The sequence below is a fragment of the Streptomyces uncialis genome, assembly GCF_036250755.1.
Taxonomy (GTDB): Bacteria; Actinomycetota; Actinomycetes; order Streptomycetales; family Streptomycetaceae; genus Streptomyces; species Streptomyces uncialis.
Map to the genome: position 1 here is coordinate 6,872,460 of NZ_CP109583.1, position 24,971 is coordinate 6,897,430.

Annotated in this window: 17 protein-coding genes; 3 read left to right on the forward strand and 14 right to left on the reverse strand. The window is 73.2% G+C overall.

Features of this window, described 5'->3' with window-relative positions; all coding sequences use genetic code 11:
* Positions 1-99: 99 nt before the first annotated feature.
* Both lipA and lipB read right to left on the reverse strand, forming a co-directional pair.
* Positions 100-1,065, reverse strand: coding sequence for a lipoyl synthase (lipA, locus tag OG711_RS28760; protein WP_073791363.1), 966 nt, complete (start codon positions 1,063-1,065; stop codon positions 100-102).
* A gap of 162 nt (positions 1,066-1,227) precedes the next feature.
* Positions 1,228-2,082 carry a lipoyl(octanoyl) transferase LipB gene (gene lipB / locus OG711_RS28765; protein ID WP_329561379.1) on the reverse strand — a complete coding sequence of 285 codons (855 nt, stop codon included), beginning with the start codon at positions 2,080-2,082 and terminating at the stop codon, positions 1,228-1,230.
* A gap of 218 nt (positions 2,083-2,300) precedes the next feature.
* Here lipB and OG711_RS28770 point away from each other — a divergent pair, with 218 nt between their 5' ends.
* A complete protein-coding gene (locus OG711_RS28770; protein ID WP_073791358.1) occupies positions 2,301-3,872 on the forward strand; it encodes a regulator in 1,572 nt (523 codons plus the stop codon).
* Between the two features lie 108 nt (positions 3,873-3,980).
* Here the strand turns inward: OG711_RS28770 and OG711_RS28775 are convergent, their stop codons facing one another.
* Together OG711_RS28775 and OG711_RS28780 are read right to left on the reverse strand one after the other, a co-directional pair.
* Entirely contained in the window at positions 3,981-5,339 is a 1,359-nt protein-coding gene (locus OG711_RS28775) for an NAD(P)/FAD-dependent oxidoreductase (RefSeq protein ID WP_266514552.1), read from the reverse strand.
* 849 nt (positions 5,340-6,188) lie between these two features.
* Complete coding sequence (locus tag OG711_RS28780; protein WP_073791353.1) at positions 6,189-7,088, reverse strand: TIGR01777 family oxidoreductase; 900 nt, start codon at positions 7,086-7,088, stop codon at positions 6,189-6,191.
* A 106-nt stretch (positions 7,089-7,194) separates the two neighbouring features.
* Between OG711_RS28780 and OG711_RS28785 the strand changes: the two genes are divergently transcribed.
* Complete coding sequence (locus OG711_RS28785; protein ID WP_073791350.1) at positions 7,195-7,692, forward strand: GNAT family N-acetyltransferase; 498 nt, start codon at positions 7,195-7,197, stop codon at positions 7,690-7,692.
* Between the two features lie 19 nt (positions 7,693-7,711).
* Here the strand turns inward: OG711_RS28785 and OG711_RS28790 are convergent, their stop codons facing one another.
* On the reverse strand, positions 7,712-8,239 hold the full coding sequence (locus OG711_RS28790) for a DUF4240 domain-containing protein (protein WP_073791335.1): 528 nt from the start codon (positions 8,237-8,239) through the stop codon (positions 7,712-7,714).
* Between the two features lie 134 nt (positions 8,240-8,373).
* On the opposite strand from OG711_RS28790, the gene OG711_RS28795 reads away from it, so the two are divergent.
* Positions 8,374-9,357 (forward strand): SDR family oxidoreductase, encoded by a 984-nt coding sequence (locus tag OG711_RS28795; RefSeq protein ID WP_329561385.1) that lies wholly within the window; start codon positions 8,374-8,376, stop codon positions 9,355-9,357.
* A 59-nt stretch (positions 9,358-9,416) separates the two neighbouring features.
* Here the strand turns inward: OG711_RS28795 and OG711_RS28800 are convergent, their stop codons facing one another.
* From OG711_RS28800 to cobT, 9 genes are all read right to left on the reverse strand, one after another.
* Complete coding sequence (locus tag OG711_RS28800; RefSeq protein ID WP_266514436.1) at positions 9,417-10,427, reverse strand: helix-turn-helix transcriptional regulator; 1,011 nt, start codon at positions 10,425-10,427, stop codon at positions 9,417-9,419.
* A 123-nt stretch (positions 10,428-10,550) separates the two neighbouring features.
* Positions 10,551-13,256 carry a pyruvate dehydrogenase (acetyl-transferring), homodimeric type gene (gene aceE / locus OG711_RS28805; protein WP_073791329.1) on the reverse strand — a complete coding sequence of 902 codons (2,706 nt, stop codon included), beginning with the start codon at positions 13,254-13,256 and terminating at the stop codon, positions 10,551-10,553.
* A gap of 1,119 nt (positions 13,257-14,375) precedes the next feature.
* Positions 14,376-15,011, reverse strand: coding sequence for a GntR family transcriptional regulator (locus OG711_RS28810; protein WP_329561390.1), 636 nt, complete (start codon positions 15,009-15,011; stop codon positions 14,376-14,378).
* Positions 15,012-15,232: 221 nt separating this feature from the next.
* Complete coding sequence (gene sucB / locus OG711_RS28815; RefSeq protein ID WP_329561392.1) at positions 15,233-17,068, reverse strand: 2-oxoglutarate dehydrogenase, E2 component, dihydrolipoamide succinyltransferase; 1,836 nt, start codon at positions 17,066-17,068, stop codon at positions 15,233-15,235.
* A gap of 61 nt (positions 17,069-17,129) precedes the next feature.
* On the reverse strand, positions 17,130-18,518 hold the full coding sequence (gene lpdA / locus OG711_RS28820) for a dihydrolipoyl dehydrogenase (RefSeq protein ID WP_073791320.1): 1,389 nt from the start codon (positions 18,516-18,518) through the stop codon (positions 17,130-17,132).
* Positions 18,519-18,774: 256 nt separating this feature from the next.
* The gene (locus OG711_RS28825) at positions 18,775-20,328 is read right to left on the reverse strand and encodes a leucyl aminopeptidase (RefSeq protein WP_073791317.1); all 1,554 of its coding nucleotides are present in this window, start codon (positions 20,326-20,328) and stop codon (positions 18,775-18,777) included.
* Between the two features lie 176 nt (positions 20,329-20,504).
* On the reverse strand, positions 20,505-21,311 hold the full coding sequence (locus OG711_RS28830; protein WP_073791314.1) for an adenosylcobinamide-GDP ribazoletransferase: 807 nt from the start codon (positions 21,309-21,311) through the stop codon (positions 20,505-20,507).
* A 10-nt stretch (positions 21,312-21,321) separates the two neighbouring features.
* On the reverse strand, positions 21,322-23,532 hold the full coding sequence (locus OG711_RS28835) for a phosphatidylglycerol lysyltransferase domain-containing protein (protein ID WP_405674149.1): 2,211 nt from the start codon (positions 23,530-23,532) through the stop codon (positions 21,322-21,324).
* Between the two features lie 219 nt (positions 23,533-23,751).
* Complete coding sequence (cobT, locus tag OG711_RS28840; RefSeq protein ID WP_329561395.1) at positions 23,752-24,834, reverse strand: nicotinate-nucleotide--dimethylbenzimidazole phosphoribosyltransferase; 1,083 nt, start codon at positions 24,832-24,834, stop codon at positions 23,752-23,754.
* Between the last annotated feature and the right edge of the window lie 137 nt (positions 24,835-24,971).

Here is a 24,971-nt window from a genome sequence, read left to right on the forward strand (position 1 = left end):
GCGGGGACCGTCGGGGCCGCGTCGACCTGGCTCCTACCGGCGGGTAGGAGCCTGTGCGGAGAGTCACACGGGCCGCCAGGGTCCGCGTGAGGTGGTGCCTCAGACCGCCTGGGAGGCGACGTACGCGCCGCGCTTCTCCACGGCCATCTTGTACAGCCGTCCGGCGCGGTACGAGGACCGGACGAGCGGGCCCGACATCACACCGGAGAAGCCGATCTCCTCGGCCTCCGCCTTCAGCTCCACGAACTCGTGCGGCTTCACCCAGCGCTCGACCGGGTGGTGGCGGACCGTCGGCCGCAGGTACTGGGTGATGGTGATCAGCTCGCAGCCCGCGTCGTGCAGCTCGCGCAGCGCCTCGCTGATCTCCTCACGGGTCTCGCCCATGCCGAGGATCAGGTTCGACTTGGTGACCAGCCCGGCCGCGCGGGCCTCGGAGATCACCTTCAGGGAGCGCTCGTAGCGGAAACCGGGGCGGATGCGCTTGAAGATCCGCGGCACCGTCTCGACGTTGTGCGCGAGCACCTCGGTACGGGTGGAGAACACCTCGGCGAGCGCGTCCGGCTCGGCGTTGAAGTCCGGGATCAGCAGCTCGACCTTGGTGCGGCCCTCGGGGCGCTCCGCGGTCATGGCGTGGATCTGGCGGACGGTCTCCGCGTACAGCCAGGCGCCGCCGTCGGCCAGGTCGTCGCGGGCGACGCCGGTGATCGTGGCGTAGTTCAGGTCCATCGTGACGACGGACTCGCCGACGCGGCGCGGCTCGTCACGGTCGAGGGCCTGGGGCTTACCGGTGTCGATGTTGCAGAAGTCGCAACGCCGGGTGCACTGGTCGCCGCCGATGAGGAACGTCGCCTCGCGGTCCTCCCAGCATTCGTAGATGTTGGGACAACCGGCTTCCTGGCACACCGTGTGCAGTCCCTCGCTTTTGACGAGCTTCTGCATCTTCGTGTACTCGGGGCCCATTTTAGCCCGGGTCTTGATCCACTCGGGCTTGCGCTCGATGGGGGTCTGGCTGTTGCGGACCTCCAGGCGCAGCATCTTGCGTCCGTCGGGTGCGACTGCGGACACATCGGCTCCCTGTGCTTCGATTCATGGGCGTCCACCAGGGTACGCCCGTCAGGTGTACGGCCCTGATGTGAGTCCAACCTCAGATCATCGGGGCCCATTCCCCCGTCCGGGGAACAAGATGTCATCGGCACCGGGTGCCGTCGGCGCCCGGCGCCGCCGGGGTCAGGTCCCGGCGCCCGCGGTGTGCCGCGGCCCGGACGCGACGGCGGGCCGCAGTCCCGTGGCGGGCGCCTCCGGCACCTCGCGGGGCAGCAGCTCGGCGTTCTCCAGGACGTCCGCGAGATGGCGCTCCACGACCGGCAGCACGTCCGCGATGGTGAGAGCGCGCTCCAGCTCGCCCGCCAGCGACGCCACGCCCGCGTCACGGATGCCGCACGGCACGATCCGGTCGAACCAGGTGTTGTCCGGGTTCACGTTCAGCGAGAAGCCGTGCATGGTGACGCCCTTGGCGACCCGGATGCCGATCGCGGCGACCTTGCGGTCCTCGCGGCGCTGGCCCGCGTTCGACGGGGCGTACTCGGGGCCGTTCATCCGGGGGTCGAACTCGTCGTCGGCGAGCCGGGGGTCGAGGTCGAGGGAGAGCCCGCCGAGCGCCGGGCGGCGCTCCACCGGATCACCGAGCACCCACACCCCGCTGCGGCCCTCGATCCGGGTGGTCGTCAGGCCGAACTCCGCACAGGTGCGGATGAGCGCCTCCTCCAGCCTGCGCACATGGGCCACCACGTCCACCGGACGCGGCAGCTTCATGATCGGATAGCCGATGAGCTGCCCCGGGCCGTGCCAGGTGATCTTGCCGCCGCGGTCCACGTCGATCACCGGTGTGCCGTCCAGCGGGCGCTCGCTGTCCTGGGTGCGGCGGCCGGCGGTGTAGACCGGCGGATGCTCCAGGAGCAGGCAGGTGTCCGGCACCTCGTCGGCGAACCGGGCCGCGTGCACCCGGCGCTGCTCGTCCCACGCCGCCCGGTACTCCACCCTGTCCGCGCCGAATCCCAGCCGGACGAACCGAAGCTCACTCACGGCACGTGCCTCCCTGATGACTTTGGGGCGCATATATCCACCCCAGCCACTGTACGACCCGCCGAACTACGTCAGCCGTCGGGCCGATCCTCACACGATCGGATGAATGCGGGGCGAAGGTGGCGTTGCGGACGGCTTCTCCCGCTACATTCACGCCGTTCACAAGGCCATAAGGGCCGCTCAAGGTGTGGCCCGAAAGGCAGGAGACCGCACATCTGATGACGGAACGACCTCCGCAGCGCACACCCAACCGCCAGCTAGCCGCCCTCATCGCGGAGGCGGGGTTCTCCAACGCGGGGCTGGCCCGCCGGGTCGACCAGCTCGGTCTGGAGCATGGGCTCGATCTGCGGTACGACAAGACATCCGTGACCCGCTGGCTGCGCGGACAGCAGCCACGCGGCACCACCCCCGCGCTCATCGCGGAAGTGTTCACCCGCCGCCTCGGGCGCAGACTCACCGCCCAGGACCTCGGGCTCGACGCGTGCGCGCCCGTGTACGCGGGCCTGGAGTTCGCCGCGGGCCCCGAGGAGGCCGTCGACATCGTCAGCGGCCTGTGGCGCAAGGACTCCGGCAGCCACGCCGAACTACGCAAGATCGCCTTCACCCCGGCCGGGCTCGTCGTGCCCAGCCGTGACTGGCTCATCGGTCGCGCCGACGACAAGGTGAGCCGCGGCGACGAACGGGTCCCCGCCGACCGCCGTGACGAGCGCGCCGCGCTCGCCGCCGCACGCGCCGGGCAACTGCCCGAACGGGCCGTCCGGGGCCTGGAGCGGCCCGGCCGTCCCGAGGGTCCCGTCCGGGCCGCCGAACCGGGCGGGGCGCTCCGTATCCCCGCCCAGGGCCGCACGGTCCCGCAACAGAGACAGCGCGGCACCGAACGCGGCCCCGGCCACCGGGTCACCGCCGGGGACATCGCCGCCCTGCGGTCCGTCGCCGAACTCTTCCGCACCCTCGACAACGCCTACGGCGGCGGGCACGCCCGCCAGGCCCTCGTCCGGTACCTGGAGCACGAGGCCGAGCCGATGCTGCGCGGGGTCTACGGCGAGCAGACCGGACGGCGGCTCTTCGGCGCCGCCGCCGAGCTGACCCGGCTCGCGGGCTGGACCTCGTACGACATCGCCGCGCACGGGCTCGCCCAGCGGTACTTCGTCCAGGCCCTGCGGCTGTCGCAGGCCGCCGCGGACCGGGCCTACGGGTCGTACGTGCTGGTCACCATGAGCCGCCAGGCCGTCTACCTCGGCCACGGCCGGGAAGCCGTGCAGCTCGCCCGGGTCGCCCAGCAGGGCATCGGCTCGTCCGCGCCGCACACCGTCCAGTCGCTGCTGCACGCCGCGGAGGCCCGGGGCCACGGCGTGCTCGGTGAGGTACGGGCGTGTACGGCGTCCCTGGTACGGGCCGAGCGGGCACTCGACGCCGCCCGGCCCGGGGACGACGTACCGCACTGGGCCCGGTTCTTCGACCAGGCCCAGCTCGCCGACGAGTTCGGCCACTGCTACCGCGACCTCCAGCAGTACCGGGCCGCGGCGCAGCACGCCGAACGCTCCCTCCAGCTGCGGGCCCCCGGCTTCGCCCGGAGCCGGCTGTTCTGCCGGGTGGTGCTGGCCTGCGCCCGGCTCGGCCTCGGCGAGCTCGACCAGGCGTGCCAGCTGGGCGCCGAGGCCGCGCAGCAGGCGGCCGACATGCGGTCCGTACGGGCCCTGGAGTACGTCCGGGACTTCGAACGCAGACTGGAGCCCTACCGGGACACCGCGCCGGCCCGCGCGTACCGCGACAAGGTCGCGCTGATCTGACGCACCGGTCCGAGGCACCGGCCGGAGGTACTCGGAGTCATCACGTCCGAGGTACCGCGTCCGTGGCATCGCGGCCCGGCCCCGTACCGCCCCCCGGCAGGTACGGGGTCAGGCCGCGAGCCGCTCCGGGGGCCGGGAACGCTCCGGGGCGAGATCCGTGAGGATCGCCGTCGCGGCGCGGTGCCCGGACTGGATGGCGCCACCGAGGGTGCTCGTGTCCCGGTGGTCGCCGCAGACGTACAGCCCGGACAGCACCCGGACCGGCCGCCGTGGATCATGGGGCGCGGGCATCGCGGGCACCGCGTCCGGCACCTGGTGCACGGCCAGCAGCTCCCACCCCCGCGTCGAGGTGCCGTACAGCTCCGCGAGCTGCGCCAGGACCAGCCGTTCCAGACCGGGCGGCGGCGCCCCGAGCACCGTCGACGTGATCAGGGACCGCCCCGCCGGGGCGCGGCTCGGGTCGACCTGGCTGACCACCGCCGTGTGCGCCACCGGACCACGGCGTTCCGTCTCCAGCACCAGCGAGGGCTCGTCCAGCGGCGGCTCCCCGGCCGCGTGATGGATCACCGTCACCGGATGGAAGTCCGGCACCCGAAGCCCCGGCAGCAGTTCGGCGGCCGATCTGGCGTCCGTGGCCAGCAGCACCGCGCGGCAGCGGATCTCACCGTGCTCCTCGGTCCCCACCCGCGTCGTGGACACCGTCCGCGCCCGCACCCCGGTACGCACCGTCCCCGGCGGCAGCGAGGCCGCCAGCCGGTCCGGGAGGGCCTGTGCGCCCCCCTCGGGCAGACACAGCCGCCCCCGGGCGAACGCGTGCAGCGCGAGGTCCGCGCAGCGGCTGGACGTGGTGAGCTCCGGATCGCACAGCAGGGCGGACAGCAGTGGACGCAGGAACCCGTCGACGGTCCGGGGCGCGAACCCCCGTGCCGGGAGGGCCTCGGCGGTCGGCACCTCCGGCCGGGCCAGCAGCCGCTCCACCGGGGTGTCCGCGAGCCGGGCCAGCGCCGACGCGAGCCGCGCCTGGTCCAGCGGCCCCCCGATGGGGCCCGCGACCCGGGGCGACCAGCCCGCCCGGGGGCCCCTGGGGGTGTGCGCCAGGGCTCGCGCCGCCCGCAGCGCACCGCGTGCGCTCCGTGCGCCCCGCGCGCGCCGGACGTTTCTCGGTTCGCCGATCCGGTGGAACCTGTCCTCGCCCCGGATCAGCACCCCCGGCGCGAACGGCCGCAGGACCAGCCCCTCCAGGGCCGGTGTGCGACGGAGTTCGGGATACGCGGTGGACAGCGGGCGGGCGATCCGGTCCAGCCGGAAGCCGTCGACCTCCTCGGTGGACATCCGTCCACCGGGCCGGCCTGCGGCCTCCAGCACCACCGTGGCGATCCCCGCCCTGACCAGGTGCCGGGCGGCCGAGAGTCCGGCGACCCCCGCCCCTACGATGACGACGTCCGCGTTGCGTGCGTGCTCAGGCACGTGCTCCTCCCCGAGGTTGCGCGGCTGCTGCGGGCGTTCCTGCCCCCAACACGGCTCCGGAATACCCGAGTTCCGGTCGAGATTAGGAGACCCACGCGGTTCCGGGAGTCGCGCGTCGCCGTGGCACGGACGCACGGGTCGCCTTCGCTTGCGCCCCCGGGGTCTGTCCGGCTGGACGTACTTCGTTCCTGTGCCGTCGCTCGTGGGGTGCGCAGTTCCCCGCGCCCCTGGATGCTGCCTCCTGGTGTCGCCCTTCGGGTGCGGGCCTGTTCTCGTTTTTGCGCAGTTCCCCGCGCCCCTTTGGGGCGCGTCCGGCCGGTTGTTCGGGTCGGTGCCGGTCGGGATTCTCCGTCCTCGATCCGACGCGCTCGGTCGGACGTACCTGTGGCCCTACTGAAGAGCATCGGAGTCTGCGGGCAGAGATTCCCGCCCACCCCCTCCGGTGAGTCCGGCGACTGCGCGGGGAGGGTGGTCCCGCACCCGAAAGGCCGCCTGAAGGAGCGCCCCAAAGGGGCGCGGGGAACTGCGCACCCCCGGAGTACCCGCACGAGAACAGGTACGCCCAGGTGGGGAACCCCAGGGGCGCGGGGAACTGCGCGAAAGACGAGAACCGGCCCGCACCCGAAGAAGCGACCGTAACAGGGCAGCATCCAGGGGCGCGGGGAACTGCGCACCCCCGGAGTACCCGCACGAGAACAGGTACGCCCAGGTGGGGAACCCCAGGGGCGCGGGGAACTGCGCGAAACCCACGAGCGACGGCACAGGGACAAGTACGCCCAGCCGGACAGACCCAGAGGCGCAAGCGAGGACGACCCGCACCGGAGAACTCGAAGGCGCAAGCGAAGGCGGTCAGTGGAGGGCGGACCGCAGGGTCTCGTCGATGCCGGGGAACGCGAAGGCGAACCCCGAGTCCAGCAGCTTGCGGGGCACCGCCCGGGTGCTGGTCAGCACGTCCGTCGCCATCTCGCCGAGCAGCAACCGCACCGCGGGGGCCGGCGCGGTGAACACCGCCGGACGCCGCAGCACCCGCCCCATCGCCGCCGTGATCTCACGGTTCGTCAGCGGCTCGGGCGCCGTCAGGTTCACCGGGCCCGACAGCTCCTCGGTGTCCAGCAGATACCGCAACGCGGCCACCTCGTCGTGCAGCGAGATGAAGCTCCAGTAGTGCCGCCCGTCCCCGAGCCGCCCCCCGAGCCCCGCCTTGAACAGCGGGAACAACCGCTGCCAGGCCCCGCCCTGCCGGGCCACCACGAGCCCGGTACGGGCGAACACCGTCCGTACCCCCGCCTCCTCGGCGGGCGCCGCGGCCTCCTCCCACTCGATCCCCAGCGACGCGAGGAACCCGGAGCCGGGCGGCGCGCTCTCGTCGACCGCGCGGTCACCGGTGTCGCCGTAGAAACCGATCGCGCTGCCGTTCACGAACACCCGCGGCGGGACGTCCAGCGCCGCGACGGCCTCCGCGAGGGTGACCGTACCGAGCACCCGGCTGTCCCGGATCCGGCGTTTGTACGCCGCCGTCCAGCGGTGGTCGGCCACCCCCGCGCCCGCGAGGTTCACCACGGCGTCGCAGCCCGCGAGACCGGCCGCGTCGATCCGCTGGCGCAGCGGGTCCCAGCGGAGCTCGTCGGGTCCGCGCGGCGCGCGCCGCACCAGCCGGACCACCTGGTGTCCGTCGGCGCCCAGGGAACGTACGAGGGCGGAGCCGATCAGCCCGGAGGCTCCGGCGACCGCGATACGGGATGCCTGCATGACCCCATCCTGCCCATGGAACCCTCGCGCGTCCCCGGCGGGACGCGCTCACCAGCACCGGAAATTTCCCGGCACGCCGTCCCGCCTGCCCCTTAGGGTGACGGGTATGCCCGATCGTCCCGTACCGTCCGTACGTCCCGCGCGCGCCGGGGACGAGGACACGCTCGCCCGTATCGACCGTGACACCTGGTCGACCCTGCACGCGGTCTCCCCCGCGCCGGAGCCCCCGTACCAGCCGTTCTTCGACGAGCGGCACGCTGTCGACGACCATCTGGTGGCCGAACTGGCGGGCGCCGTCGTCGGCTATGTCCGGCTCGGCAGCCCCACCCCGCTCGCGTCCAACGCCCATGTCCGGCAGATCCAGGGCCTCGCCGTCACCGACGGCGCGCGCGGCACCGGGGCGGGCCGCGCCCTGGTGCGGGCCGCCGTCGCGGAGGCCGGGCGGCGGGGCGCGCGGCGGATCACCCTGCGCGTCCTCGGGCACAACGCCCCCGCCCGCGCGCTGTACGAGTCGGAGGGCTTCACCGTCGAGGGCGTCCAGCCGGAGGAGTTCCTCGTCGGCGGGCAGTACGTGGACGACGTGCTGATGGGCCGCTCCCTGTGACCGGCGGGCCCCGGGCGGCTCAGATGTCCGACTGGCCGAAGCGGTCCCACAGCCGGGGGTAGTAGCTCGCGAGGACGGCGTCGTCCTCGAAGTCCAGCGGACTGCCCTCCGGCTCCCGCGGCGGGGGCGGCAGCCCCAGGTCCGGCGCGGCCGAACCGGTCAGCTGCTCGTACGCCTCGTCCGCCGCGTACCCCAGCTCCTCCGCGTCGCCGTCCACCGCCGGGTCGAAGTCGTCCAGCAGCCCGGCCAGGTCGTCGGGGGAGTGCAGGGCGCCCTCGAAGACCTCCCGGCCCTGGCCGATCAGCCAGCAGCGGAAGAAGTCGAACGCGTCGTCGCTGACCCCGTCCAGCAGCACCCACGCGGCGCCCCACAGATCCCAGCGGTACGCCCGGTTGTAGCGGGCCTCGAAATGCCGGGAGAAGTCCAGGACGGACTCGGGGTCCAGCCCCAGCAGCCGCTCGACCAGCGCGTCGGCCTGGTCGTCGGGGTCCGGCCCGGCGGCCTCGCGGGTGCTGTCGATCAGCTCCCAGAACTCCGTCTCGTCCATCACGGGACCAGCATCGGCCTTCGGCCCCCGCGCCGCACGCCGAGTGCGCGTACGTGCACCCGTTGCGGCCGGTCCGGGGAGCCCCGCCGGAAAGGCGACAGAGGATGTCCGGATTGGACGGCACCATCGGGTCCATGACCGACCACACCACTCCGCTTCCCGCCACCGGCACCGCGACCACCCCGCCCGGCGGGCCCCTGACCGGCCGGATCGCCCTGGTCGCCGGGGCCACCCGGGGCGCCGGACGCGCCATCGCCGTGGAACTCGGCCGCGCCGGAGCCACCGTCTACGCCACCGGACGTACCACCCGCGCGCGGGTCAGCGAACTGGGACGCGCCACGGAGACCATCGAGGGCACGGCGGAACTCGTCGACGCGGCGGCGGCCGCCGCGCACTCCGGCGGCGCCGGGATCGCCGTCCCGACCGACCATCTGGAGGCCGACCGGGTACGCGCCCTGCTCGACCGGGTGGAACGCGACCACGGACGGCTCGACATCCTCGTCAACGACATGTGGGGCGGAAACCCGCTCCTCGACTTCGGCACCCGGATGTGGGACGTCGACCTCGACCGGGGCCTGCGGATGCTCGACCTCGGGGTCCGCAGCCACATCATCACCAGCAGTGTCGCGCTGCCCCTGCTGGTACGGCACTCTGGCGCCCTGCTCATCGAGGTCACCGACGGCACCGCCCGCACCAACCAGGTCTCCCGGGAGAACTTCTACTACGACCTCGCCAAGAACGCCCCCATCCGGATGGCCTTCCTGCTCGCCGGGGAACTGGAGGACGTCGGCGGCACCGCCGTCGCCGTCACCCCCGGCTTCCTGCGCTCCGAGGAGATGCTCGACGCCTTCGGCCTGACCGAGGAGACCTGGCGGGACGGCATCGGCGGGCAACAGCACTGGGAACTGTCCGAGTCACCGGCCTACCTCGCCCGGGGGATCGCCGCCCTCGCCGCCGACCCGGACCGGCACCGCTTCACCGGACGGTCCCTCGACAGCGGCGAACTCGCCCACGAGTACGGCGTCACCGACACGGACGGCAGCCGCCCGGACGTCTGGGGCTTCATCCTCAAGGAGCGGGCGGGCGAGCACCCCGATCCGGCGGCCCACCGCCGCTGACCCGCACCCGCGCGGGCCGTGTCTCCCGGCCCGGGGGAGACACGGCCGCCGCCGGTCCGTCAGCGGTAGTGGCGCGCCATCCGCTCCGTCGCGTCCGTGAACCGGCGCCGCAGCGCGGGCGGCGCGAGCACCTCCGCCTCCGGCCCCAGCATCAGCAGCTGGCTGTACGCCACCTCGTCCGACTCCACGGGCACCGTGACCGTCACCCGGCCCCGCGCGTCCGGCTCCCCGGGCTCCGCCAGCGCCTCCCCGGCCGCAGCCGCGCCCACCGCGTGCCGCAGCAGCCGCGCCCCCTCCGCCGACAGCCGGACGACCGCCGACGTACGCAGCAGGGCCCGCGCGAACTGCGCGCCCCGCTCGGCCCAGAACCCCGGCAGATCGAACTCCCCGTCCCGGTCGAACCGCTCCGCCCCGGCCGCCACCGCCGTGAACCGGTCGATCCGGTAGACCCGGTACGCCCCCGTGTCCGCCCGGGCGCACAGGTACCAGACACCCGCCTTCAGGACCAGCCCGTACGGCTCCAGCACCCGCTCCACCTCGGCGGGGCGCGCGTCCTCCCCCTCGCCGCTCCCCGGGGAGACGCCGCCGCCCTGGCGGTAGCGGGCGGTGATCCGGCGGTCGTCCCAGACGGCGTCCGCGACCGCGGGCAGCAGCGCCGGGGCCTTCGGCGCGTGGAACCAGCCCGGGGCGTCCAGATGGAACCGCTGCGCGGCCGTACGGGACGCGCCGCGCAACGACGGCATCAGCGCGGCCGACACCTTCAGCCGGGCCGCCGACGCCGCGTCCTCCAGCCCCATCTCCCGCAGGGCACCCGGCACCCCCGACAGGAACAGCGCCTCCGCCTCGCCCCGGTCCAGGCCCGTCAGCCGGGTGCGGTAGCCGCCCACGAGCCGGTAGCCGCCCACGCGCCCCCGGTCCGCGTACACCGGCACCCCGGCCTCGGAGAGGGCCTGTGCGTCCCGGGTGACGGTCCGCTCGGACACCTCCAGCTCCCGCGCCAGCTCGGCCGCCGTCATCGACGCCCGCGCCTGGAGCAGCAGCACCATCCTGATCAACCGCGCAGCCCGCATCCCCCCATGATGCCGCCCGCCACCCCTGCCCCCGGCCGGCCCGGGGAACGCCGAAGGGCGGGGGCGCGGACGGCCGTCACGGCCACCCGCACCCCCGCCCCTCGGACGGCTGCTCCCGGACCGCTACAGCCCGTAACGCTCGCGCGACTCCTTCACCGCGGCGGCGGGTACCTCACCGCGGCGCGCCAGCTGGGCCAGCGCGGCCACGACGACCGACTCGGCGTCGACACCGAAGTGGCGGCGCGCGGCGTCCCGGGTGTCGGAGAGCCCGAACCCGTCGGCCCCCAGCGAGGTCCAGTCCTGCTCGACCCACTGCGCGATCTGGTCCGGCACCTGCCGCATGTAGTCGCTGACGGCCAGCACGGGCCCCTCGGCCCCGGCGAGCGCCTTGCGCAGGAACGGCGTCCGGTCCTCACCGCGCAGCACCGCCGCGTCCGCCTCCAGCGCGTCGCGCCGCAGCTCGGTCCACGAGGTCGCCGACCATACGTCGGACCCGACGCCCCACTCCTCCGCCAGCATCCGCTGTGCCTTCAGCGCCCAGTGGATCGCCGTACCGGAGCCGAGCAGCTGGATACGCGGCGCGTTCACCGGCAGGGTGAGCCCGGCGGACTCCGCGGTGTTGAAGCGGTACAGCCCCTTGACGATGCCCTCGTCGATCCCGCCCGGCTTCGCGGGCTGCGGCATCGGCTCGTTGTAGACCGTGAGGTAGTAGAAGACGTCCTGGTCCTCACCGGCCACCGGCTCGCCGTACATCCGCCGCAGACCGTCCTTGACGATCGCGGCGACCTCGTACGCGAACGCCGGGTCGTACGACATCGCGGCCGGGTTGGTCGCGGCGATCACCGGCGAGTGCCCGTCGGCGTGCTGGAGGCCCTCACCGGTCAGCGTGGTCCGCCCGGCCGTCGCGCCCACCAGGAAGCCGCGCCCGAGCTGGTCGCCGAGCTGCCACATCTGGTCGGCGGTGCGCTGCCAGCCGAACATCGAGTAGAAGATGTAGAACGGGATCATCGTCTCGCCGTGCGTCGCGTACGACGTGCTCGCGGCGATGAAGTCCGCCATGGACCCGGCCTCGGTGATCCCCTCGTTGAGGATCTGGCCGTCCTGGGCCTCGCGGTAGTACATCAGCTGGTCACGGTCGACCGGCTCGTACGTCTGGCCCTTCGGCGAGTAGATCCCGAGCGACGGGAACAGCGACTCCATACCGAAGGTGCGGGCCTCGTCGGGGACGATCGGCACCCAGCGGCGGCCGGTCTCCTTGTCCCGGATGAGGTCCTTGACCAGCCGGACGAACGCCATCGTCGTGGCGACCGACTGGCTGCCGGAGCCCTTGTCGAACGACGCGAACGCCTTGTCCGCGGGCGCGGGCAGCGGCGCCACCGGGTGCACCCGGCGCGCGGGGGCGGGGCCGCCGAGGGCCGCGCGGCGCTCCTGGAGGTAGCGGACCTCGGGTGAGTCGGCGCCGGGGTGGCCGTAGGGCACCACACCGTCGACGAACGCGCTGTCCGCGATCGGCAGGTCCAGCAGGTCCCGCATGTCCTTGAACTCGTCCGTGGACAGCTTCTTCATCTGGTGGTTCGCGTTCTTCGACGCGAAGCCCCGACCCAGGGTGAAGCCCTTCACGGTCTGCGCGAGGATCACCGTCGGCGCGCCCTTGTGGGAGACCGCGGCACGGTAGGCGGCGTACACCTTGCGCGGCTCGTGGCCACCGCGCGACAGATGGAAGCACTCCAGGATCTTGTCGTCGCTGACGAGCTTCGAGAGCTCCGCCAGCGCCGGGTCCTTGCCGAAGAAGTCCGCGCGGATGTAGGCCGCGTCACGCGTCTGGTACGTCTGTACCTGCGCGTCGGGTACCTCACGCAGCCGCCGTACCAGGGCGCCGGTGGTGTCCAGCTGGAACAGCTCGTCCCAGGCGGTGCCCCACAGCGACTTCACGACATTCCAGCCGGCGCCCCGGAACTGGGCCTCCAGCTCCTGGACGATCTTGAAGTTGGCGCGGACCGGGCCGTCGAGACGCTGGAGGTTGCAGTTGATGACGAAGGTGAGGTTGTCCAGCTCCTCGCGGGCGGCGAGCGCGAGGGCCGCCGTCGACTCGGGCTCGTCCATCTCACCGTCACCGAGGAACGCCCACACATGCGAGGCGGACAGGTCCTTGATGCCGCGGTTGGTCAGATACCGGTTGAACCGGGCCTGGTAGATCGCCGACAGCGGGCCGAGACCCATGGAGACGGTCGGGAACTCCCAGAGCCAGGGCAGCCGCCGCGGGTGCGGGTAGGAGGGCAGTCCGTTGCCGCCCGCCTCCTGGCGGAAGTTGTCCAGGTGCGCCTCGGTGAGCCTGCCGTCGAGGAAGGCACGGGCGTAGATGCCGGGGGAGGCGTGGCCCTGGATGTAGAGCTGGTCGCCGGAGCCCGGCGCGTCCGCCGCCTCCTTGCCCCGGAAGAAGTGGTTGAAGCCGGTCTCGTACAGCCAGGCGGCCGAGGCGAACGTCGCGATATGGCCGCCGACGCCGTGTTTGCTGCCGCGGGTGACCATGGCCGCCGCGTTCCAGCGGTTCCAGCCGGCGATCCGCTGCTCCAGCGCCTCGTCACCCTCGGGCGCGGGCTCGGCGGAGGTCGGGATCGTGTTGACGTAGTCGGTCTCCAGCAGCTTGGGCAGCGCGAGACCGGCGCCCTCGGCGCGCTCCAGCGTGCGCCGCATCAGGTACGCGGCACGGTGGGGACCGGCGGCCTTGGTGACGGCGTCCAGGGAGGCCTGCCATTCGGCGGTCTCCTCGGGGTCACGGTCGGGGAGCTGGTCGAGCTGGCTGGGCTGGATCGCGGTGGGGTCGGTCATTTCGCCGCCTTCCGGTGTCGAAGGGGGTTCCCTCATCGGTAGGGGTCCGGGGGGTGCCCTTGTTCTTGGCAGGACAGGGCGAGGGCTCGGGTAGGAGCCCGACGGTGACTGTAACTCCCTGATCGATGATCGATCAAAGGGTTGATCGGTAAAACCTCTCCGAATCAAGAAAGTCGGCACGGAGTGCCTCTGCGGCAGGCATGGGGTGCCCTGGTTTTCGCAGGTGGGCGGGGGTGCTCCGCACGTTTGAGCGGTTCGCGTCTCCCTTGAACCCCGGGCCGCGGAGGGATGCCCGCCGACGCGGGTCCGGGTCCCCTGTGCGGGCCGCCTTCGCTTGCGCTTCCGAGGTCTGTCCGGCTGGACGTACGTGTTCCTGTGCCGTCACTCGTCGTTTTTGCGCAGTTCCCCGCGCCCCTGGGTGCTGCCCTCTGCGGGTTGTCCGTCGGGTGCGGGCCGGTCCTCGCCTTCGCGCAGTCGCGCCCCTGGGTTTCCTGTGCTGGGGGTACTTGTCCCTGTGCCGTCGCTCGTGGGGTGCGCAGTTCCCCGCGCCCCTTGGGTCGCGCCTCTTGCGGTTCCCGTTCGGGTGCGGGTGGTCCTTGGTTGCTCGCGCAGTTCCTCGCGCCCCTTTGGGGGCGCCCGGCTGGGGCTGTTCTCAGTCTGCGGGTGGCGTCAGGGTGCGGGCTGTCGGCAACCGGGGCCGGGGTTCAAACCCCCCTCCTCGCGGAGTCGCGCTGCTGCGGGAGGGGGTGGGCGGGAATCTCTGCCCGCAGACTCCGATGCTCTTCAGTCGGACCACGGAACGTATTACCGAGCGTGTCGGATCGAGGACGGAGAATCCCGACCGGCACCGACCCGAAGAACCGACAGGATGCGCCCCAAAGGGGCGCGGGGAACTGCGCGAAAACGACGAGCGACGGCACAGGAACGGAGTACGCCCAGCACAAGAAACCCAGGGGCGCGGGGAACTGCGCACCCACGAACGACCCGCACAGGAAAGGTGCGCCCACCCGGACAGACCTCGGAAGCGCAAGCGAAGGCGACCCGTGGGGAACTGCGCGAGAACGACGAGCGACGGCACAGGAACAAGCGCGTCCAGCCGGACAAAGGCGCCGGCGGGAGCTACACCGCTGCGTCGGGCCGCGGCGCGCAGCCGAGTACGTGGGCCTTGACCAGCTCGGCGATAGCCGGATCACGCCGCTTGAACGCCGCGACAAGCGCCTCGTGCTCCTCGGCATAGGACTGCTGAACCGTCCCCAGCCACCGGATGGAGAGCGAGGTGAAGACCTCGATCCCCAGCCCCTCCCACGTATGCAGCAGCACCGCGTTCCGCGCGGCCCGCACCATCTCCCGGTGGAACGCCACGGTATGCCGCACCTGCCCGGTCCCGTCGGCGACCCGGTCCGCCGCGTACAGCGCCTCCACATGCGGCTCCAGCGCCGAGCAGTCCGCCGCGAGCCGCTCCGCCGCGAGCTCCGCGGCGATCGCCTCAAGCCCCGCCCGCACGGGATAGCTCTCCTCCAGGTCCGCCGCGCTGAGGTTGCGCACCCGGACGCCCTTGTTCGGGGCCGACTCGATCAGCCGCAGCGACTCCAGCTCCCGCAGCGCCTCCCGCACGGGAGTCTGGCTGACCTCCAGCTCCGTGGCGATCCGCCGCTCGACGATCCGCTCACCCGGCTTCCAGCGCCCGCTCACGATCCCCTCCACGATGTGCTCGCGGATCTGTTCGCGCAGCGAGTGGACGACGGGCGCGGTCATGACGGGCTCCTTGCTGCCGGGCGTCGTGGGGACCCCCAAGGGCGTTGACCTTTAGACAATACGGCTGCGCCCCCGTCCGGAAGTCATCCGAACGGGGGCGTTGTCCCAGGTGTGGTGAGCCTTACAGGCCGTCCGCACCGTCGAACCGCGTGTCGCGGGCAACCCGGCCGTCACCCGTACGGGGGAACGTACACCTATCCCCGTACGGGCGGCCGGACCGGCTACAGACCGAGCTCGACCTCGAACTCGCCGGCCTCCAGGATCGCCTTGACGGCGCTGAGGTACCGGGCGGCGTCGGCGCCGTCGACCAGACGGTGGTCGTACGACAGCGACAGGTACGTCATGTCCCGGACGCCGATCACGGTGCCGTCGGGGGTCTCGATGACCGCCGGACGCTTGACCGTGGCGCCGATGCCCAGGATGGCGGCCTGGGTGGGCGGCACGATCACCGTGTCGAAGAGCGCGCCGCGCGAGCCGGTGTTGCTCACCGTGAAGGTCGCGCCCGCGAGGTCGTCGGGGCGGATCTTGTTGGTGCGCACGGCACCGGCCAGCTCGGCGGTCTTCTTGGCGATACCGGCGATGTTGAGGTCGCCCGCGCCCTTGATGACCGGGGTCATCAGCCCCTTCTCGGAGTCCACGGCGATGCCGATGTTCTCCGTGTCGAAGTAGGTGATGGTCCCCTCGTCCTCGTTGATCCGGGCGTTGACGATCGGGTGCGCCTTGAGCGCCTGGGCCGCCGCCTTCACGTAGAAGGGCATCGGGGACAGCTTGACGCCCTCACGGGCGGCGAAGGAGTCCTTGGCCTGGGCACGCAGCCGCATCAGCCGGGTCACGTCCACCTCGACGACCGAGGTGAGCTGCGCCTGGCTGTGCAGCGCCTTCATCATGTTGTCGCCGATGAGCTTGCGCATCCGGGTCATCTTGACCGTCTGACCGCGCAGCGGGGACACCTCAAGGGCCGGGGCCTTCTTGGCGGCCGGAGCGGCGGCCGGTGCGGCAGCGGCGGCGGGCGCCGGAGCCGCGGCGGCCTTGGCGGCCTCTCCCGCGGCGATGACGTCCTGCTTGCGGATACGGCCGCCGACACCGGTGCCCTTGACGGACGACAGCGCGACACCGTTCTCGGCGGCGAGCTTGCGCACCAGCGGGGTGACGTAGGCGCCCTCGTCCGTGTCCCGCGCGGCGGCGGGGGCGGGAGCGGAGGGAGCCTGCGGCGCCGCGGGAGCGGCCGGAGCCGGAGCGGCCGGGGCAGCGGCGGCGGGCGCCGGGGCCGGAGCGGCCGGTGCGGGCGCCGGAGCAGCCGGAGCCGCGGCCGGGGCGGGAGCGGCCGGGGCGGGGGCCTCGGCTGCCGGGGCCGGAGCCGCGGCGGGGGCCGGGGCCTCGGGGGCCGGGGCGGCGGCGGGAGCGGCACCCGGGGCACCGATCACCGCGAGCTTGGCGCCGACCTCCGCGGTCTCGTCCTCACCGACGGTGATCTCCAGGAGAACACCGGCGACGGGCGAGGGGATCTCGGTGTCGACCTTGTCGGTGGACACCTCCAGCAGCGGCTCGTCGGCGTCGACGGAGTCACCGACGGCCTTCAGCCAGCGGGTGACGGTGCCCTCGGTGACGCTCTCACCGAGCGCCGGAAGGACCACGTCGGTGCCCTCGGCGGCCCCGCCCGCCGGAGCGGCGGCAGGAGCCTCGGGGGCGGCGGGAGCCTCGGCGGCCGGGGCCTCGGCGACGGGCGCCGGGGTCTCGGCAGGCTGCTCGGCGGGCTGCTCGGGGGCCGGGGCGGGAGCCTCGGCGGCGGCCGGGGCCGGGTCGGCGGCGGGGGCACCGCTGCCGTCGTCGATGACGGCCAGCTCTGCGCCGACCTCCACCGTCTCGTCCTCGGCGACCTTGATGGACGCCAGAATGCCGGCGGCGGGCGAGGGGATCTCGGTGTCGACCTTGTCGGTCGACACCTCCAGCAGCGGCTCGTCGAGTTCGACGCGCTCGCCCTCGGCCTTCAGCCAGCGGGTGACAGTGCCCTCGGTGACGCTCTCACCGAGCGCCGGAAGGGATACGGAAACCGCCATGGTTTCGGTTGCTCCTTACGAAAGTGCGGAAGTCTGTGGTCGTCGCGCCCGGTGACCGGAATCAGTCGTGGGAGTGGAGGGGCTTGCCCGCCAGTGCGAGGTGGGCCTCGCCGAGCGCTTCGTTCTGGGTCGGGTGGGCGTGGATGAGCTGGGCGACCTCGGCCGGCAGCGCTTCCCAGTTGTAGATCAACTGGGCCTCGCCGACCTGCTCGCCCATCCGGTCGCCGACCATATGGACGCCGACCACGGCACCGTCCTTGACCTGGACGAGCTTGATCTCGCCCGCGGTCTTCAGGATCTTGCTCTTGCCGTTGCCCGCCAGGTTGTACTTCAGGGCGACGACCTTGTCCGCGCCGTAGATCTCCTTGGCCTTGGCCTCGGAGATGCCCACGGAGGCGACCTCGGGGTGGCAGTAGGTGACCCGGGGCACACCGTCGTAGTCGATCGGCACGGTCTTCAGACCGGCCAGCCGCTCCGCCACCAGGATGCCCTCCGCGAAGCCGACGTGCGCGAGCTGGAGGGTCGGGACCAGGTCACCGACGGCCGAGACCGTGGGCACATTGGTCTGCATGTACTCGTCGACGAGGACATAGCCGCGGTCCAGCGCGACACCCTGCTCCTCGTACCCGAGGCCCTGGGAGACCGGGCCGCGGCCGATGGCGACGAGCAGCACCTCCGCCTCGAAGACCTTGCCGTCGGCGAGGGTCACCCGGACGCCGTCCTGGGTGTACTCCGCCTTCTCGAAGAAGGTGCCGAGGTTGAACTTGATGCCCCGCTTGCGGAAGGCGCGCTCCAGCAGCTTGGAGCTGTTCTCGTCCTCGGCCGGCACCAGGTGCTTCAGGCCCTCGACGACGGTCACGTCGGTGCCGAAGGACTTCCACGCCGAGGCGAACTCGACGCCGATGACACCGCCGCCGAGGATGATCGCGGACTCGGGCACCCGGTCCAGGGTCAGCGCGTGGTCCGAGGAGATGACGCGGTTGCCGTCGATCTCCAGACCCGGCAGCGACTTCGGCACGGAGCCGGTCGCGAGCAGCACATGGCGGCCCTGCACGCGCTGCCCGTTCACGTCGACCGAGGTCGGCGACGACAGCCGGCCCTCGCCCTCGATGTACGTCACCTTGCGCGAGGCCACCAGGCCCTGGAGGCCCTTGTAGAGGCCCGCGATGACATCGTCCTTGTATTTGTGGACGGCCTTGATGTCGATGCCGTCGAAGGTCGCCCGGACACCGAACTGCTCGGCCTCGCGGGCCTGGTCGGCGATCTCGCCGGCGTGGAGCAGGGCCTTCGTCGGGATGCAGCCGTTGTGCAGGCAGGTACCGCCCAGCTTGTTCTTCTCGATCAGAGCGACGTCCAGACCCAGCTGGGCGCCACGCAGGGCCGCGGCGTAACCGCCGCTACCGCCGCCGAGGATCACTAGGTCGAAAACGGTGCTGGCGTCGTTCGCCACGTCACGTCCTCCATGCATTGCGCCGCGTGCCGGGCCCTGTTTCCGGAGGGTGTCCGGCCGGTCGGCTGGTGTGGCCGCTCTTTCTACGGCCCTGTGGTGGGGGCCCTGTCCTGCCGCTGCCCATCTTCGCACTAGTCGGGGGGTGGAGGGACGCCGGTCCCCTTGGTGGTATCGCTCACACACCGGTACGGCCCCGGGCGGGGAGCCCGGGGCCGTACCTGCGCGGCGCTCGTGCCGCGGTCGTGCGCGGGGGACGTCAGCCCAGGTCACCGGCGGCGGTGCGCTCGGCGAGCCGCACCAGGGTGCGCACGGCGGAGCCGGTGCCGCCCTTGGGGGTGTAGCCGAAGGGGCCGCCGTCGTTGTAGGCGGGGCCCGCGATGTCCAGGTGGGCCCAGGTGATGCCCTCGCCGACGAACTCGCGCAGGAACAGTCCGGCGACCAGCCCGCCGCCCATCCGCTCGCCCATGTTCGCGATGTCGGCGGTGGGGGAGTCCATGCCCTTGCGCAGGTGCTCGGGCAGCGGCATCGGCCACGCCGGCTCGCCGGACTCCTCGGCGGTCTCGTGGATCGCCGTACGGAACGCGTCGTCGTTGGAGAGGACACCGAAGGTGCGGTTGCCGAGCGCGACCATCATCGCGCCGGTCAGGGTCGCCACGTCGACGATGGCGTCCGGCTTCTCCTCGGACGCCTTGGCGAGCACGTCCGCGAGCACCAGACGGCCCTCGGCGTCGGTGTTCAGCACCTCGACCGTCTTGCCCGAGTACATCCGCAGCACGTCGCCGGGGCGGGTCGCGGAGCCCGAGGGCATGTTCTCGGCGAGCGCCAGCCAGCCGGTGACGTTGACGGCGAGCCCGAGCCGCGCGGCGGCGACGACCGCCGCGAACACGGCGGCGGCACCGGCCATGTCGCACTTCATCGTCTCGTTGTGCCCCGCGGGCTTCAGCGAGATGCCGCCCGAGTCGTACGTGATGCCCTTGCCGACGTACGCGAGGTGCTTCTCCGCGTCGGGGTGGGTGTACGTGAGCTTCACCAGCCGGGGGGCGGCGGCGGAACCGGCGCCGACCCCGAGGATGCCGCCGTACCCGCCCTTGGCGAGCGCCTTCTCGTCCAGCACCTGGATCTTGATGCCGTGTTCCTTGGCGGCGGCGGTGGCCACGGCCGCGAACGACTCCGGGTTGAGGTCGTTCGGCGGGGTGTTGACCAGGTCGCGGGCGCGGTTCAGCTCCTCGGTGACCGCGAGCGCGCGGGCGGTGGCCGCCTTGTACGCCTTGTCACGCGGCTTGCCGCCGAGGATCGCGATCTCGGCGAGGGGCGCCTTGCCGTTCTTGGCGTTCTTGCCGCCCCGGCCGTTCGCCTTGTAGGCGTCGAAGGCGTACGCGCCGAGCAGCGCGCCCTCCGCGACGGCACCGGCGGCCTCGGCGTCGGCGAGCGGCAGCGCGAACGCGGCCTTCTTCGCCCCGGCCAGCGCACGGGCGGCACTGCCCGCGGCGATGCGAAGCGTCTCGTCGGTGTAGTCGGCGGAGACGTCGGTGCTGTCGTCCTCGTCGGCCTCCGGGACCGGGCCGAGCCCGACCGCCAGCACCAGCGGCGCCTTGAGCGCGGCGGGGGAGGGGAGCTTGGTCACCTCGCCCTCGCCGCCCGAGGCCCCGAGGGTCTCCAGGGCGGCGGCGAGGGTGCCGTCGAACGCCTGGTCCACGGCCTCGGAGCCGGGTGCGAGCACAAGGCCCTTGGCGCCCTTGGCGACACCGACGACGATGGCGTCGGCGCGCAGTCCGGATGCCGCGGCGGTGCTGAGAGTCAGAGCAGTCACGGTGGTGAGATCTCGCTTCCTAGGAGTTCCATGGCCGAGAGGGGGTGGGCTCGACCGGCCTCGTACCCGTGGGTGGACCGGGCCGGAAGAGTGCCACGGAGAAGCCTACGCTCCGTGACACCGCCGCCGCCCACCGGTGCGGGCGCAAGGGAAGACGCGCGGGGAGCGGGGAACGTTCATCCACCCAGGGTGAGCACGACGAGGGCGCCGGTCGCCGCGGTCTCCGCGACCCCGCCGAACACATCGCCGGTGACCCCGCCGAAGCGCCGGACGCAGTGGCGCAGCAGCAGCTCGGCGGCGCCGCAGCCGACGAGCACCGCGGCGGCCGCGCGGACGGCGTCGGACGGTCCGAGGGCGAGCGCCGCACCGGCCGATGCGGCTGCGGTCGACGCGAGCAGGGCCGCCGCGGCGGGCAGTGGCACGGTCCCCGCGACGGCCGCGCCCAGACCGCCGGGCCGGGCGGGCGGCACCCCGGGGCGCGCGGTGAGCGTCAGCGCGAGGCGCGCGGTGACCGCGGCGACGAGCGCCGCGAGCGCGCCGTGCGCCCAGGAGCGCGCGTACAGCTCGCCGAGCGCCGCGGTCTGTGCGAGCAGCACCAGCAGCAGGGTGATCACCCCGAACGGGCCGATGTCCGACCGCTTCATGATCCGCAGCGCCTCGTCGGCGGGCTTGCCGCTGCCGAGGCCGTCGGCGGTGTCCGCGAGGCCGTCCAGATGCAGCCCCCGGGTCAGCGCCGCGCCCGTGGCCACGGTGGCGACCGCCGCGAGCAGGGGTCCCGCGCCGCCGAGCAGCAGCGCGCCGCCGAGGGCCGCGCCGCACGCCCCGACGACGAGTCCGGTGACGGGCGCCCAGAGCATTCCGGAACGGGCCGCGTCCCGGTCCCAGCGGGTCACCCGGACGGGCAGCGCGGTGAGCGTCCCGAACGCGAAGCGGGGCCCTGCGTGCCGGTCCGGCCCGGGGGTCCGGTGGTCCTCGGGTGTCATGCCGGGCAGGCTATCCGCAGGGGCCCGGGGCGGGCGGGTCCGGGTTCCCGCCGGTCGGCGCACGTGTTCCGGTACGGGTGTCGTGCGGGTGCGCGGTTCCCGTGCCGTCGTCCGGTGGGTGCGCAGTTCCCCGCAGGTCGCCTTCGCTTGCGCTTCCCAGGTCTGTCCGGCTGGACCCGCTTGTTCCCGTGCCGTCGCTCGGAGGGTGCGCAGTTCCCCGCGCCCCTGGGGTCGCGCCTCTTGCGGTTCCCGTTCGGGTGCGGGTGGCCCTTGGTTGCTCGCGCAGTTCCCCGCGCCCCTGGATGCTGCCCTCTTGCGGTCGCTCTTCGGGTGCGGGTCCGCCCTCGTCTTTTGCGCGGTTCCCCGCGCCCCTTGGGGGGCCCTCAGCCTGGTGTGGCTGCTGGGTGGGTGCGGGGTGGTCGTGGGGCGCGGGGTTGCCGGCGTCCGGTCGGGGGCCTTCGCGTGGTGTGGTGGTGAGGCGGGGTGGGCGGGGGTGGTCCGGGAGGCCGGGGACGGTGAGGAAGCCTTCCGCGCGGGCGGCGGCGAGGACGATCCGGGGCAGGTCCGCGCTCTTCTCGAAGAGCAGGAAGCGGGGCTCCCAGACGGGCCGGTACTTGGCGTTGGCCCGGTACAGCGACTCGATCTGCCACCAGCGGGAGAAGAAGCTCAGCAGCGCGCGCCACAGCCGCAGCACCGGTCCCGCGCCGAGCCGTGCGCCGCGTTCGAAGACGGAGCGGAACATCGCGAAGTTCAGCGAGACCTGGGTGATCCCCATCCCCGGTGCCCGCTGGAGCAGTTCGATGACCATGAACTCCATGAGGCCGTTCTCCGTGTCCCGGTCACGTCGCATCAGGTCCAGCGACAGCCCGCGCGGACCCCACGGCACGAACGACAGCAGTGCCCGCAACGTGCCCTCGGCGTCGGTGCATTCGAGCATCACGCACCGCCCGTCCGCCGGGTCGCCCAGTCGGCCGAGCGCCATCGAGAAGCCGCGTTCGGTGGCGCCGTCGCGCCAGTCGTCGGCGCGGGCGACCAGGGCGGCGATCTCGTCCCCGGGGATGTCGGCGTGCCGGCGGACCCGGACCTCGTACCCGGCGCGCCGCACCCGGTTGTACGCCTGGCGGACGGTCCGCATGGCGCGGCCGTCGAGGGTGAAGTCGGCGGTCTCCACGATCGCCTCGTCGCCCAGCTCCAGCGCGTCGAGGCCGTGCCGCGCGTACACCGTCCCGGCCTCCTCGCCCGCGCCCATCACCGCCGGGAGCCAGCCGTGCGCACGGGCCTGCGCGAGCCAGGGCGCGATCGCGCCGGGCCATGCCTCGGGGTCCCCGATCGGGTCGCCGGATGCCAGGGACACCCCGCTGACCAGCCGGAACGTCACGGCGGCCTTGCCGGTCGGGGACCACACCACGCTCTTCTCCCGGCGCAGCGCGAAGTACCCGAGGGAGTCGCGTCCGCCGTGCCGCGCCAGCAGCGCCCGCAGCCGTTCCTCGTCGTCCCCGGTGAGCGGGTCGACGGCCCGCCGGGAGCGGAAGGCGGCGTACAGCACGGCGAGGATCAGCAGGGTGCTGAGGATGTTGATGGTGACGTCGGTCCACCGGGGGGTGGTGATGCCGGGGAACCGCTCGTCGTCGGCGGCGACCGAGACCAGCCGCAGGGTCCCGTAGAGCCAGCGGTCCGGGAACGTCGAGCGGGGCGCGTCGGGGTCGGTGTTGGTACTGGTCACCAGGAACGCGGCGAGCAGGCTGGTGGCCAGCAGCCCGCCGCCCGCGACGAGGGCCGCGAGCCGGGGGTTGGCGCGGTCGCCCTTCGCGTAGAACGCCTCGCGGCCCACCAGGAGGGCCGTGAGGAACGCGGCGGACAGCGCGAAGGACACCCAGTTCTGCGGGTGGACCCGGATCTCCGGGAAGCACAGCGCGAACGCGAACAGCGGCAGGAACAGCCCGCACAGCACCAGGTTCAGGATCCAGGCGGCGCGTTTGCGGCGGCGCGTCGTGACCGCCAGGAACGCGGTGAACACCCCGGAGGCGAACCCGGCCGTCAGCAGGTACGGGGTGAACAGGTCCTCGGTGTTGTGGCGCCGCAGGTCCTGGCCCAGCGACACCCAGCCGGCGCTCAGCAGGTTCACGAACGTGACGGCCCGCAGATACCCCACGCACAGCCGCGCGGCCCGCTCGGCGCGGCGGCTCGGACCGCCCCCGCGCGTCGACCGGTCGTCAGCCATGGAACGGGACTATAGGCCGCGTTCCGTACGGTATCGCCGGTATCGCGGTGGAACGTGGCGGTACGGACCACCCGCCCACCCGTTCCGCCCCCAGGTGGGCGACCCGCCCGCCCCACCCGGTCGCGTACGGGCGGCTCAGTCGAGTACGGGCGGCTCGTCCCGTACCGGCGGCTCGTCCCGCTCGGACGCGTAGGCCCCGCTCAGCCGTATTCGGGCAGCTCAGTCGTGTACGGGCATGTCATCCCGTACCGGCGGCTCGTCCCGTACGGGCAGCTCCGCCGAGAGGGCCGCCGCCGCCTGCACCAGCGGCAGCGCGAGCAGCGCGCCGGTGCCCTCGCCGACCCGGACCCCCTGGGTCAGCAGCGGCTCGATCGCCATCCGGTCCAGCGCCTTGGCCTGCGCCGGTTCCCCCGAGTCGTGCCCGGCCAGCCACCAGTCCGGGGCCCGGAACGCGACCCGCTGCCCGACCAGGGCACAGGCGGCGGACACCACCCCGTCCAGGATCACCGGCGTCCGGCGCACCGCGCACTGCAACAGGAACCCGGTGACCGCCGCGAGATCCGCGCCGCCGACCGTCGCGAGCAGCCGCAACTGGTCCCCGAGCACCGGACGGGCCCGCCGCAGGGAGTCCCGGACCGCCGCGCACTTGCGCATCCACGCCAGGTCGTCGATCGGCCTCCCGCCCCGGCCCGTCACCACCGACGCGTCCGTCCCGCACAGCGCGGCGATCAGCGCCGCCGCCGCGGTGGTCCCCCCGACGCTGAGATCCCCGAGCACCATCAGGTCCGTGCCCGAGTCGACCTCCTGATCGGCCACCGTCATCCCGACCCGGAACGCGGCCTCCGCCTCGTCCGCCGTCAGCGCGTCCTCGATGTCGATCCGCCCGGACCCGCGCCGCACCCGGTGGCGCACCACCTCGTCGGGCAGGGTGTCCGGCTCGCAGTCCAGGGCCACGTCCACCACCCGGACGGGCACCCCGAGCCGCCGCGCGAGGACGGCCACCGGGCGGGAGCCGTCCAGCACGCCCCGGACCAGCGCGTCCGCGCTCCCGGCGGGCCGCGCGGACACCTCCAGTCCGGCCACCCCGTGATCACCCGCGAACAGCACCACCTTGGGCCGCTCGACGGTCCGCACCGGCACGGCCGACTGCGCCGCCGACAGCCAGCCGGCCAGCTCGTCGAGCCGGCCCAGCGCCTCGGGCGGCACGTCCTGCCGTTCCCTGCGTTCCTCGGCGTCGCCGCGCAGCCCGCCGTCGGGGCGCTCGATCAGGTCGCTGAAGTCGTCGAGAGTGAAGGAGCTCATTCGCGGAACAGTACCGGCACCGCCCGGCCCGTCCGCCCGGCACCCGCGCCCCCGCCGGACCCCGCGCGCGGACGCCCCCGCGCCCCGGCCCGGCGGCACGGGACGCACCGGCCGCGCACCGTCGTTGAACCCGCATC

What these genes read in the sequence shown, in the direction of transcription:
- OG711_RS28770 (WP_073791358.1), top strand. Translation starts at nt 2,301, where the DNA reads ATGACGGAACGACCTCCGCAGCGCACACCCAACCGCCAGCTAGCCGCC.
- OG711_RS28780 (WP_073791353.1), bottom strand. Translation starts at nt 7,088, where the DNA reads ATGCAGGCATCCCGTATCGCGGTCGCCGGAGCCTCCGGGCTGATCGGC.
- OG711_RS28785 (WP_073791350.1), top strand. Translation starts at nt 7,195, where the DNA reads ATGCCCGATCGTCCCGTACCGTCCGTACGTCCCGCGCGCGCCGGGGAC.
- OG711_RS28790 (WP_073791335.1), bottom strand. Translation starts at nt 8,239, where the DNA reads ATGGACGAGACGGAGTTCTGGGAGCTGATCGACAGCACCCGCGAGGCC.
- OG711_RS28795 (WP_329561385.1), top strand. Translation starts at nt 8,374, where the DNA reads ATGACCGACCACACCACTCCGCTTCCCGCCACCGGCACCGCGACCACC.
- OG711_RS28800 (WP_266514436.1), bottom strand. Translation starts at nt 10,427, where the DNA reads ATGCGGGCTGCGCGGTTGATCAGGATGGTGCTGCTGCTCCAGGCGCGG.
- aceE (WP_073791329.1), bottom strand. Translation starts at nt 13,256, where the DNA reads ATGACCGACCCCACCGCGATCCAGCCCAGCCAGCTCGACCAGCTCCCC.
- OG711_RS28810 (WP_329561390.1), bottom strand. Translation starts at nt 15,011, where the DNA reads ATGACCGCGCCCGTCGTCCACTCGCTGCGCGAACAGATCCGCGAGCAC.
- sucB (WP_329561392.1), bottom strand. Translation starts at nt 17,068, where the DNA reads ATGGCGGTTTCCGTATCCCTTCCGGCGCTCGGTGAGAGCGTCACCGAG.
- OG711_RS28830 (WP_073791314.1), bottom strand. Translation starts at nt 21,311, where the DNA reads ATGACACCCGAGGACCACCGGACCCCCGGGCCGGACCGGCACGCAGGG.
- OG711_RS28835 (WP_405674149.1), bottom strand. Translation starts at nt 23,532, where the DNA reads ATGGCTGACGACCGGTCGACGCGCGGGGGCGGTCCGAGCCGCCGCGCC.
- cobT (WP_329561395.1), bottom strand. Translation starts at nt 24,834, where the DNA reads ATGAGCTCCTTCACTCTCGACGACTTCAGCGACCTGATCGAGCGCCCC.